This is a genomic window from Sporacetigenium sp. TC11 (genome assembly GCF_058146105.1).
Window position 1 is genome coordinate 484,036 of sequence record NZ_JBYVNY010000001.1, and the last position, 12,999, is coordinate 497,034.

The window sequence follows — 12,999 nt, forward strand, 5'->3', positions numbered from 1 at the left end:
CGTATTTTTATCTAACTACAGTAACAATCTTAGTTTTAATTACCTTTCCATTTGAATCTTTTACTACTACTGATATTTTTGTCCATAATCTTTGTGTTGGTATTTTAATGTTAAATGATCCTGTACTACTTGATTTAGCTTTACCAATAACCTTTTCTTTTACTTTGATTTCAATATTAGTGTCTGACTGAGAAGTTCCAGTAATATAGCTTGATTTATTTGTCACCTTGCTAACTATAATATCCTTAATTACATTAATATTACATGAAGAATATTTTTTACTTCCATCTATACTTTCTGCTTTAATAACAACTTTTCCTACACCTTTACTAGATACACTTCCGTATTTATCAACTATAGCAATTTTTGAGTTAGAACTAGTCCATTTAAGAGTTTTGTTTGTTGCATTACTTGGCAGTATCGTTGCATTTAATTTTATAGATTTCCCCAAAATTACTGTCTTTGAAGATGGCAATGTAACTTTAGTTACCTTAGGTATTAATAACGCTACAACCTTTTCTGTATCCAATCTTCCATATCCAAATTTAGTATCATATCCCTTAGTGCCTAAATCCTTTGAACTTTTATGCAAAATATCTCTAACCTTATCGGGTGTAACTGATTTATTTATTGAGTATATCAAACCTGCTACAGCAGTTACATGTGGAGCAGACATTGATGTTCCACTTAAATATGCTGTTTCTCCGTTTGCAATTAAACTAGGTATAGAAACACCTGGAGCTACTATATCTAGTCCTTTACCGTAGTTTGAGAAATTTGCAAGATTATCTTTATTATTTGTTGCTCCAACACTTATAACATAAGATGAATTAGCTGGATACGATAAATTATCCATCTCTTCATTACCTGCTGCAACAACTACTGTAACTCCTTTATCTTTAGCATATTTTAATTTTTCTTCAATAAATGGAACCTCACTAGGAAGAACTGGAGATCCATCTTCTTTTCTTATTCCAAGACTTAAGTTAATAACCTTTGCACCTTTGTTAACGGCATACTCTATTGCAAGTCCTAATTTTTCAGTAGATCCTCCACCGTTTTCATCTAAAGCCTTTATCGGAAGTATTGTAGTATTAGAATTTATACCACTAATAGAGTACCCATTGTTATTTCTTGCTCCTATTATACCAGCCACATGAGTACCATGGTCATTGTCATCCATAGCATCATTATCTTCATTTATGAAGTCATATCCATTTTTATAATCTACTACACCAGAAAAATCAGCTAGTTCATAATTTATTCCTGTATCAATTACCGCAACACTTGTTTTAGGCATATTCTTCCCATTAAGCAACTTTTTCATATTAATATAATTTATATCTGATCCTTTAGTACCAACTACATATTCTTCACCATTTGATGTCTTGTAAGGTATTTGTTGACCTTTATTTTCAAGATTCCATTGCTTTTCATATGAAATATCGTTATCCAAAGAATAAGTCTCATAGTTTTGAGAAGTATTTTTAAATCCTTCTATATTCTTTATAGATTTTAATAAATCAGGAGTTACATTTAGATCATCAAATTTTATTATATATGTATCGTCTAGGTTGACCTTTGAATTTTCAGCTTCTTCTATTGAAACATCAGTATTTAATCCTTTTTCATCTAATACATCTTCAACTTTTTCTTCCATATCATTTATATTAGATACAGTTTTATCAGTTACAATAACTTCGTTATTATAAAATTTATTAGAATCAAGTCCATAAATATTAAGTATAGTATCTAAATCTTTTCCCACCATATTTTCAATATCAAGCTCATCCCACATTTTATCAATTTTAATTTTAACTTCTTCATCTACATTAGAAGTAATTAAGTTCTTAATTTCTAAAAGTGAATTATAGTCATTACTTGACAATATATATTTACTATCTTTATCATCAGATATATTTTTAAGTTCACCCATAAGACCAGAGATATTATTTATATCTTTAGATAAACTACTTCTAAGCTTACTATTAAATAATATATCTCCACTAATTTCTAAGGAAGTTTCATAATACAGCTTAGTAATATGCCTACCTGTATCACTGTTACTTAATACATTGTCTCTAAACTTTCTTAATGTTGGAAGCAAACTTCTTATACTAGTATTAGATGTTGCTAAGGCTTCAGCTGTGCAAAAGCTATCCGAATAATCTGGCAATGAAGGTTCTCTATTAGATACAGAAGATTTTATATTAATATTTCCGTTACCATGTAAATTTACCTTTATATAATAAGTTCCCTCCCAAGCAATTGGAATATCAATTAAATCGTTTTTATTTACATATTCTTTATTTGTTTTATTATCGATAGCATTATTATAGTTACTATAAAAAGTTATCTCATTATTAACCCCTGTAACTTCAAAACTTATATGAGTCTGCTTCCCAATGTAAAAATTAGGATTAAATTTAAACCATAAAGTTTGTCCATCAATTACATCTTGATCTATACTATCTCCTATTTCAATGTTTAATGCATTACTAGGATCTTCATAAGTGTTATTACTTTCTTCTCCATATATCTTTGATAATGATATAGATGACTGAATAAAAACAAATACAAATACCATAAATACACTAATTAATTTCTTAAAATAATTGCTCATAATAATTCCCCCGAATTCCTATTTTGATTTAGCTTTCAAGTCATAGTTAACTTGAACATATTTAAAATCTTTAACATTAGATAACTTATCTATAACTTTATCTTCATTTAACTTTGTATTTATATCTACAGTAAATGTATCGCTCTCAATCTTCTTAACTTTAACATCTACCTTTGAATCTATAGTTTTTAATTTATCAAAAATTAATTTATAAATATCATCTTCACTTTTTACATTCTTTGTAGATACTATTAAATTCACTGTTTTCCCTTGTGATGAACTATTTAAGTTATTATTAATTATGTATATAGATAAAATCACTATAATAATAAAAATAAAATAAAATATCTTTTTCAAGATAAACCCCTTTCTCTATAACTTTTATTTATATAATAGCATTATATAAATAAAAGTTATATCCCCAATTAATCTTATATCAATTTTTATTTGTTTTTGCATACAAAAACCTCTAACATTAACAAATTAAGTTAGAGGTTCTTTGTATTCTTCATGAATAAAATTTCTCAGTTACTTTAAAAAACCTGTTTTATCTTTGTGGTAAAGAATCTCTCCTGTATCTTGTACCATTACATCAATTTCTACATTAAGATTAAAATAGTTAGTTGAAGTGCTACCTCCATTATAAAATGAAATATAAACCTTTGAATTCTCTATATAAATTTCTAAATCACTACTAAAATCAGGCAGCCCCTGAAAAGGATCATCTGTACGAACAACCATATATTCGCCCTCATTTTTCCTAAATAATGCATTAGCATGTTTAGGGGTTTTTAGTGTTGATTCACGCGAAAAATCACTATACATTTTTGTAGTTCCAACTGTTTGGTATGCTCTAACTTTATAGCCATATGTACTATTTATTTTAAGTCCAGTATCATTGTAACTTGTTGAAGTAGTTGTTGCTATTAAGCTATAGGTTCCTGTACTGAATGAAAACCTATACACTTCATATCCACTTGCTCCTATTGATGGCTCCCATTTTATATTAGCCTTAACATTACTATTACTTGATGATGAAACTAGATTAACTGATTCTGGTACAGTTATTTCTGTTTTTGAACTTACTACTGGTGAAAAGTTACTGTATAATTTTACATCTCCAACCCTAGTAAATGCCCTAACCTTATAGTAATATGTACTATATTCTTTAACATCAATATCTTCATAAAGTGTTTCATGTCCTGAATCAGTTGTCAATTTTAAAGTATATACTCCTGTACTAGATGTTGCTCTATAAATCTCATATCCACCTGCTCCAGTTACTTGATCCCATCTTACACTAATACGTTTTTGTACTGTTGATGATGCTGATGCTGCGTTTACTGATGTTGGTACAGGTGTTATCGATTTTGAACTTACTACTGATGAAAAACCACTATATATTTTTACTTTTCCAACCATTCTATATGCTCTAACTTTATAGTAATATGCACTATTTGTTTTAAGTCCAGTGTTATTGTAACTTGTTGAAGTAGTTGTTGTTACTAAGGTATAAGTTCCTGTACTAGATGTCGCTCTATAAACCTCATATCCATTTGCTCCAGTTACTGCTGCCCAACTTGTTTTAATACTTGTATATGATGATGATACTGCTTTTACTGATGATGGTACAGATGGTACTGGTTTTGAACTTACTACTGATGAAAAACTACTGTATACTTTTGAAGTTCCAGAATTTTTATATGCTCTAACTTTATAGTAATATGTACTATTTGTTGTAAGTCCAGTGTTATTATAGCTTGTTGCAGTAGTTGTTGATACTAAAGTATAAGTTCCTGTACTAGATGTTGCCCTATAAACCTGATATCCATTTGCCCCCGTTACTGCTCCCCAGCTTGTTTTAATACTATTATACGATGATGATACTGCTTTTACTGATGATGGTACAGATACCTTATTTACTACAGCTGCCTTAATACTTGTATAACCCTCTGCTTTAGCTTCTATTGGAGCAAAAAATATAGTTCCAACAAAAATTATAATAGTCAGTATAATTTTAATACTTTTTTTATCCCTCATATCAATTCTCCTTTATATTATTTTAATATTACTTTATACTACTTCTAGTTTAACTATGTCTAAATATAACATTACTAAACCTAAAATCTTCGCTACGCCTTATATTTATCTATGTTTATATTTAATTTATTTGTCAATAATCCATATGTTATAGTCTTTCAAAAACTATTATATATGGAGGTAACAACTTGATCTTAAGATTTAACCTACTAATTATTAGTTCACTTATATTACTTTATATATTGCTTAGAGTTATTATAAATAAAAATAAAAACTACATAGATACAAAAAAAGAAATTTTAAACCTTTCTTTATTTATTTCTACCCTAATTATAATAGCAGCAACTATACTTCCTAGAAACCTTGGTGTAGGATTTAGAGAATTTGAAATATATAACTTAATTCCATTTAAAGTACTTATTGATATTTACACCAATTACTCATTAGAATACTTTTTATATCAATCTGTAGGCAACTTTATGTTATTTATTCCATTTGGATTTTTTAGTTATTGCAAACTTAAAAGTGTAAAAAAGGCTTTATTATTGTCACTAGCTATGACCTTAAGTATAGAATTTATACAAGGATTTATTCCTTATAGATTTTGTGAAATAGATGATGTATTACTTAACACATCAGGTGGTACTTTCGGTTCTTTTATTGCTTATTCACTAAACTTATTTTCAAATCTAATATTAAAGAATACAAAAATTAGTGATATAGAAAGCTAAAACTAATAATTATATGTTGTTAATGAAAGGATCTGAATTATGAAAAAAACTATACTGATTTTATTTTTTCCTTTTTTTATTATCTTTCTATCTATATATCTTTTAAAAGGCTTAGATTCTAGTTATGCTGATAAGCTCAACAAATCTGAAATTGAAACCATAAGTGTTAACCTATCTAATAATACAACCTTTGCTTTAGAAATAGATAAAACCAATGAAAATATCAACATTATTAAAGATTCTAATAAAGCTTGTGGAAACTACATAAACATTGATTTAGAAAAAACTACAGCTGTTTTATCTAACTTAGATAAAACAGCTAATTATTCTACAAGTGATTATATAAATATATTTAATAGTATAAAACCATATATAGATACAAATATGTCCTATATGGATCTTATTTCTTTATACAATTTTGCAAAAGAAGTAAAATTAGGCTCTATTAACCTATTACAAAACTAGATATAATTGGCTTGTTCTTCATCCTTTGTATATTTGCTTAAGCCAAAAGACAAATAGAACCCTATAACACAAAGCAATAACCCTATTAAATATTCTAAGTTAAATTCTATCCCTGGGAATATAGTAATTATCGATCCTATTACAAATCCCAATACAGCATAATATGTATACCCATAAAACCTTTTAAACAATAAACTAATTAACTTTGCAAATATCAAAATACTTAGTGCAAATCCTACCCCTATAGGTATAAGTAACATTAAATCAAAATCTACAATAGCATCAAGCATAACTTCATATGCCCCAATATACATTAATATAAATGAAGAACTAATTCCAGGTACTATAGTCCCAAATCCCGTAATTGCACCATATGTAAGAAGCTCAATTAGTCCGGGTTTTCCTTCATGTATTATATTAATAACACCATTTTCTAATATTATAAATAATATTGTTATTCCAAATGTAATTATACAAGGCAGAATATATGATTTTTTAAATCCCTTTCTGTTAGCTTCCTTAAAAACCGCAGGAAGTGTACCTATCATAAGACCAATAAAAAGATACTTAACCTCAGTATTATAGTTTTCAAATAGATATTTCATAATCTTGCTAAATAATATAACTCCAATACCAGCCCCAAGCCCTAGAGGTAAAAGCATTATTACCTTTTTTCTAAAATCCTTGAAGATATTTGCAATTGCATCTGTAAGCTTCTTGTATATTCCAAGTATTACAGCAAATGTTCCTCCACTTACACCAGGAGCAACAGCTCCTATTCCAATTACCATCCCTTTTATAAAATCTGATAAAAAATTCATTATATTTCACTCATTTCATATAACTTTTTAATATAAATCCATTTACAATATATTTAATTTTTCTAACCATTGAACGATTGACTATTGAATTAAAATTCCCAATAATATATTAAATATAATTGCTTTTTTTGAATATTATTCCTACCTTAAGCAGATATCCAATGAACTCCACCTAATACGATATAAAAATAAATATCAATTCAATAAATTCATAATTAGATTTGAGACTTCAGATACTCTAATTACATTGAAACTATTACTCAAAATCATGATTAAAATAGATGAAGAAATAAGAATGCTTTCTTAATATGTGATTAAAGCTTTCTATATAAGAATTCTAATTTAGAAAAACACGCTTTAATGTTCTTACAATAACCGCTGTTATTCCTGTACTTAGAATCAGTTTATTTTGGTACTAGAGATTACCAATTCCACTTCTAGTGCCCTATATTAAGACAGTTGCAAATGCAACAACTCTCCTACACTATAGTTTTATATTTTTCCTCCATTATTTAGAGTTTTACTTATAATTTTATTTACTTAAAATAATTAAATATTAGCTTAATAGCAAAATAAAATAAAAGATACCAAAGTAATATTAACTATAAAACTTACACTAGTAATATAACAATGATTGATTCAAGTAAAATACCTGGAAGAATTTTTCTTCTACTTTCTATTATTAGTAAAAATTTTGTTGAAAAAACTTCTAACTCTATTATTAAAACATTAAATATTTCTTTTAAAAATAATTCCTTCATTTCTCCTATTTACATAAACTCTTTATTAGAATATAATTTATTTACTATTTAGTTCTATAGCTGTATTTATTTTCCTTATTTTATAACTACATTTAACTAATAGCTCAATTAGTATTGTTATTTATTTTAATTTTTAATAATTTCTTTGCTAGATTAAATATTTATGTGTTTTTTAGTAATATATGCAATACAGACTTTCCTTTTCTTTTTATTCTCATAAATATACTATCCATGCAGTACTTCTTAACCAATTCCTCAAAAGAAAATTGATTTAATTCATTTAAAAATTTCTCTCTTTTCGAATTGTATTCAACAGATTTTATGGCTGCTGAGTTATATAACACAGCTTGATTTATATCAACTTTCTTATATAGAATTTTATCCTTTATCTGCTCTAACATAAATTTTCCTTTAGCACTATTAATAAAAATAAGTGATGTTCCTTTATCATCATCCATTTCAGGCAATACATTCTGGATTCCCCAAAAATCTGCAAGTGTGATATCACTTTGCCTATGTAACGTTTTAAAATTACAATCATAACAGGAAGGACGAAGACATATATCAGTTAAAAATGCTTTCATATACAAATCATTATTAAAGCTTTGTATATATTCTGTGTCATTCTTAAATGAGAATAATACAGAATATCGTTTCCATCCTTCATTCTTTTGTCTGAAATTGATTTTTCGAATTGTTGCTCTCGCTCGATTTTCCTGATAAGATATATACTTTTTCCAAACCTTTGGAGATGGTACTCCATGGCACACAATATCAATACAAAATAAATTACTATATGATTGTCCTAAATAAGATTTTAATCCACTAATCTGACATGGTGTTCCTGAAAATAAGACCTGTCTACCTTGTTTTAATAGGTCATTAACCTGTTTGTACGTATCATTAATCTTACTTTGAACATATTTTGATCCACGAAGTTTATCAAGTTCTTTCTTTACTTCTACATAACTGTGTAATACTTCAAATTTTTCATCAAAAGCTGCCCCAAAAACAGCTCCATTACTGTCTATTATATGTTCTGCGATCAAAGTAAAGATACCACCAGAAGAACTTTCTAATCGAATGAACTCATCTTTGTTTATACAAGAATATGCAACAGGGTTATTACTAACACTTATTTTATTTATAATAGGACAAACTTTAATGCATTTACCACATTTTATACATTTATTATAATCAACTTTCGGATACCAAAAACCTTCACTATCAATTTCCATAAAAATGCAATTTGTAGTGCATATATTTTTACAAGCATAGCATCCAGTACAATCTTTTTTTTCTTTAATTTCTATATCTATCATCATTTTCACCTCCAAATTAAAACCCTAAAAATACTTTAGAAAGTTTTTCTCCAATTATTTTTTTGCTAAATAAATACTACAACAACTCAGTATTATTACTATAGCTACTTGAACAAATTGATATAGTTGTAATACATCTCTTATAATACCGATAGAAGATAATATTTTATTGCTAATTATAATAAATATCATATGAATATAGTATATACCATAAGATTGATTTCCGATTTTTTCTAACCACTTAACATTTCATTTGTTTTTCCAAATAGATTTAATAATAAATAGAATATTTATTATTGAAAATGTATAAAAGAATGATGATATTTTTATCTAGCTATATGCAAAGCCAACAGAAAAATCTAATCTCAATAATATATAGCCTTCAAAAACACTTAGTGTTAACCCTAATATCATAGCTACAATAGCCTTTAATAACGGTCTTCTACTAAATATAGATGTATAAACCCTAATTTTAATCCACAAACCAGCATAGTAAAAAATAAACCAAGCTGGAAAAAATGTCTGATAAAAAGGAATTTGCACCTTAAAAACTATTGCATAAGAGTATAAACCTAGTAAATATAATGGTGTTAATAAAAACAAATATTTTGCCTTTACTTTAAGAGTTATAATTCTTATTAAGAATGGTGTTAATATTGTTAATTGTATGATTACTAATATAAAATAAAGCTGTGCTGAAGATAGACCTAGCACAAGCTTGGTTAATAGCTTAATAATATTTATATCTCCGTTCGAAAAGATTTTCAGTATCAATGTATAAAAAGCTGATCAAGTAATAAATGGTATAAGAAGCCTTTTTACCCTACTTAATATATATTGAGAAGCATAGTTTTTCGTATTTTCTATGTTCGTAAAATATCCTGCAAGAAAAACAAATATCGCCATCGGAAAATTAATAACCTGCCTAAGTATCAACCAATAATCAAAATTCCAAGAACCAATTGATTGATTATAATAACTTATTCCGTTGTGACTATGAATTTAAACAACACAGATTATACATATTCCTCGTACATATTGCCAATAACTATCCTAAATTTTAATATTTTGATTATTCGATATACTTTTCATTTTTGCATCCTCTGGTAAGTCTTTCTATAATTCTTAATATTGGTTTCCCTATCAAGTCTTTTTCATATTGATTCATTCCTAATATCCACATACAAACACAAAATATTATTACATAAATAATTCCGCATAATAAAAATGGTATAATATGGTACAAATCTACAAATATATTCATTAATGTACCTATTGCCGCAGATAATACAATAGCTTTTTTAAAGTTAAATATTTGACTCCAAAAATATTTCATATTAAGACCAACTCTTTTATGATAATACCAATTCATAATCATACCGTTACCTATTAATAGAGAAATTGCTGTACCTATTGCAGCTCCAATACCACCATACAGTTTAACAAGTGGTATACTCAAACACACATTACCTATTGCAATAATTAAATATACCCATGAACGAAATTTATGCATATTCTTCGCCTTTTGAATTTCTATTCCTAGGTTTTGTATTAGCGGTATTGTTACTGGGATAATTAGTATCAACATAATTGGGTATGCTTCGCTGTAGTTAGTTCCAGCCCACATATTAATAAATGGCTGTCCAAAAAATACAAGTCCTGAACAAATCATCGAAAGTAGCATAAATTGAATTCGACCTACACGTGTAAATAAATCTGTCAATTCTTTATTATCATTGGTAACGACTACCATTCTATTAACCCTAGGTATGAAAACATTTGAAATAGCAGATGATAGTGATAAATAATAACCATTTATTTGTGCTGCTAAACCATATATAGCCACCGCTATGGTGCCTGTAAATTTACCTAATATAAATTTATCTACATTCCAATTAATTTGGTCAATAATCATATTTATAAATATATAAGATGAAAAAACTGTTATTTCTTTCATTAAAGTAAAATCAAACTGGCGAAATTGAAATTTCATTTTTAATTTCTTAAAACAAAATACTATATTACTCAACTCAACAATAATAGTAAAAATTGTTGTAACAACTACCATTCCTATTGACTTATAGCCCATCAATAGGATAGGCAACATAACAAAAGGATTTACTACAATTTTTATCACCTGTAACAATTTTTGGAAAATATATTCTTCATTTGCAGTAATATGTGAATTAAATACACTAGCTGGAAATGATAATGCTATATTAAATACCATTATTGCCATCAAAATCTTAGCTGTATAAAGCTCACTCACACTAAGGGTCTCAGTAAATATTAACTCTATATTTAAAACAAGTATGGTACCTGCTAATATAGAAATAAATCCAATTACTAAAAAAACAACAAGGAACATACCATTTAACTTAGCAATATTCTGTTGTTCATTATTGACCTTATACCGAGAATAGTACCTCATATAGGCACTCCCAAATCCAAAACTAAGTAATCCCAAATAGCTTACTACAGAAGCCACTAAACTATATAGACCATACTCACTTTGTCCCAATAAACGGAGCATAATGGGTGTATATGCTATTGATATAATATATCCGAGCCCCATAGATATATATGATAAAATAGCTCCCATTTTTAATTGATTACTTTTTTCATTTGAACTCAACCTGTTCACCTTACCCTTGCTCAAAATTAAATTTTTCCTAAGGCTTTTTCTAAAAACTTCAAAGAATAATATTTTTGATTTTCTATTTTTTTGTCAATAGTATTGTAATCAGGCTTAACTCCAATGCTATCCTTTTTATCTATTTCTTCAACATTCTGCACAATATATCTTTCAATATTATACCTTTTGCCTAAGTCAATAAAGCGTGTTGATCTCATCTTCTCGGTGTAATAAGCTAAAAATGGCTTATTATATTTTAAAGAAAATAAAACTCCATGAAAAGAATCCGTATAAATAAACTTAGCATTTCTGAACATATCTAACCATTCGCTAGGATTAAGATCATAAAAAACCTTATCTGCAAAATTTGCTAATTCAAAATTCATTGTAGGTATTTTTATTGAATATATGGGTAAATCACCATAATTTTTTTTAATTCGCTCTAACGCTTTAACGTGTGTACCCTCAATTTCTTCTCCTAATATATAAGTTAAAATATAATCCTCTTTTTTCATTATATTAGTAGGATTATATTTAAAATCATAAATTATTGTAGGATCTGCAACTATAGTTGCTTCTTTATTAGTAATAGATTTCACAAAGTCAAAACTGTGTACGTTTCTTACAGAAATAAAAGTAAATGCATCTAAAGCCCTCTTTAAATCATCTATATCTTCAATAGCAATATCTTTTATTGTAGAGTCTGCCGCATAACTAATCTTCTTTACTTTAATGCTATCATCAAAATTCAAAAAATACGTTGGGCTCTTTCTTTGGCTCGGATTCCAAACTTGATCACTGCCGACTATGATAGTTTCATAATTATTTAGTATTGTTTCTAAGGAATTTTCATCAACTTCTTTACTCAATTTCATCTCTTCTGTTCTAAATTCATTAAATTTATTAGTTATACTATCACTATATTTTTTCATAATGCTAATTTTTTTTAATATATTAGCTAAATTCAAATCTTTCGCTTTGTTTCTAAATAGGTTATTATGAAGACCTAAGTTATCCTTTATTGTAGTTGCTCTATAGCTTGATGGTACAAAATTTATTACTTCTACATCATACCCCATTGTCTCTATTGCTTTTTGTAATGATAAAGCTTGCAATACACCACCATAATTATTTGAATAATGAAATGTTAATATTCCAATCTTACGCATAAGTCATCAATCTCCTTACTAAACCTAAATTTTTGAGCTAATCAAATCTTAAAACTCCTCCATACATGCTTTATAAAGAATATAGAAAAAAATATCTTCTTTTAATTGAATTTTTACACAACCTAATTAAATTAAGTAGACACAAATCCTACAGTTACGCTCAGTTTCTCAATTCTTTAACTTCATTGATATTTTATTAACTTTGTGTTCGCTTAGTATCTGACTTTTTTATAAAATAAAATACAACGATATCGTGTATTAGAAAAAAATAATCGCAAGTATTTAAATAAAATTTTTTTACCCTAGCCAGATATAATCTTATGATAATAGTTTATTTATTATATTTGCACCCCTAGAGTCAGAAGCATGTATTATCTTTCACATAAGTAATTTTGAATTAATTTATTCACTTTTAAATTTATCTTTAGAAAT

Annotated in this window: 9 protein-coding genes; 2 read left to right on the forward strand and 7 right to left on the reverse strand. The window is 27.2% G+C overall.

From position 1 onward, the window contains the following. Positions 1 to 7: 7 nt before the first annotated feature. The 3 genes from ACUSRV_RS02355 to ACUSRV_RS02365 form a co-directional block, all read right to left on the reverse strand. On the reverse strand, positions 8 to 2,623 hold the full coding sequence (locus ACUSRV_RS02355; protein WP_490140304.1) for a S8 family serine peptidase: 2,616 nt from the start codon (positions 2,621 to 2,623) through the stop codon (positions 8 to 10). A gap of 18 nt (positions 2,624 to 2,641) precedes the next feature. Continuing rightward, positions 2,642 to 2,980: a hypothetical protein gene (locus ACUSRV_RS02360; protein ID WP_490140305.1), complete on the reverse strand. Its 339-nt coding sequence runs from the start codon at positions 2,978 to 2,980 to the stop codon at positions 2,642 to 2,644. A gap of 171 nt (positions 2,981 to 3,151) precedes the next feature. Then, complete coding sequence (locus ACUSRV_RS02365) at positions 3,152 to 4,663, reverse strand: fibronectin type III domain-containing protein (RefSeq protein ID WP_490140306.1); 1,512 nt, start codon at positions 4,661 to 4,663, stop codon at positions 3,152 to 3,154. Between the two features lie 188 nt (positions 4,664 to 4,851). On the opposite strand from ACUSRV_RS02365, the gene ACUSRV_RS02370 reads away from it, so the two are divergent. Together ACUSRV_RS02370 and ACUSRV_RS02375 are read left to right on the forward strand one after the other, a co-directional pair. Continuing rightward, entirely contained in the window at positions 4,852 to 5,394 is a 543-nt protein-coding gene (locus tag ACUSRV_RS02370; protein WP_490140307.1) for a VanZ family protein, read from the forward strand. 39 nt (positions 5,395 to 5,433) lie between these two features. After that, complete coding sequence (locus ACUSRV_RS02375) at positions 5,434 to 5,859, forward strand: hypothetical protein (protein WP_490140308.1); 426 nt, start codon at positions 5,434 to 5,436, stop codon at positions 5,857 to 5,859. On the opposite strand, the gene ACUSRV_RS02380 is transcribed toward ACUSRV_RS02375, so the two are convergent. The 4 genes from ACUSRV_RS02380 to ACUSRV_RS02395 form a co-directional block, all read right to left on the reverse strand. Next, positions 5,856 to 6,680, reverse strand: a complete 825-nt coding sequence (locus ACUSRV_RS02380; RefSeq protein WP_490140309.1) for a DUF368 domain-containing protein — start codon at positions 6,678 to 6,680, stop codon at positions 5,856 to 5,858. The genes ACUSRV_RS02375 and ACUSRV_RS02380 overlap by 4 nt on opposite strands. A gap of 922 nt (positions 6,681 to 7,602) precedes the next feature. Beyond that, complete coding sequence (locus ACUSRV_RS02385) at positions 7,603 to 8,766, reverse strand: Coenzyme F420 hydrogenase/dehydrogenase, beta subunit C-terminal domain (RefSeq protein WP_490140310.1); 1,164 nt, start codon at positions 8,764 to 8,766, stop codon at positions 7,603 to 7,605. A gap of 1,069 nt (positions 8,767 to 9,835) precedes the next feature. Next, positions 9,836 to 11,398: a lipopolysaccharide biosynthesis protein gene (locus ACUSRV_RS02390; RefSeq protein WP_490140311.1), complete on the reverse strand. Its 1,563-nt coding sequence runs from the start codon at positions 11,396 to 11,398 to the stop codon at positions 9,836 to 9,838. A gap of 26 nt (positions 11,399 to 11,424) precedes the next feature. Beyond that, positions 11,425 to 12,567, reverse strand: coding sequence for a polysaccharide pyruvyl transferase family protein (locus ACUSRV_RS02395; RefSeq protein WP_490140312.1), 1,143 nt, complete (start codon positions 12,565 to 12,567; stop codon positions 11,425 to 11,427). Positions 12,568 to 12,999 lie beyond the last annotated feature (432 nt).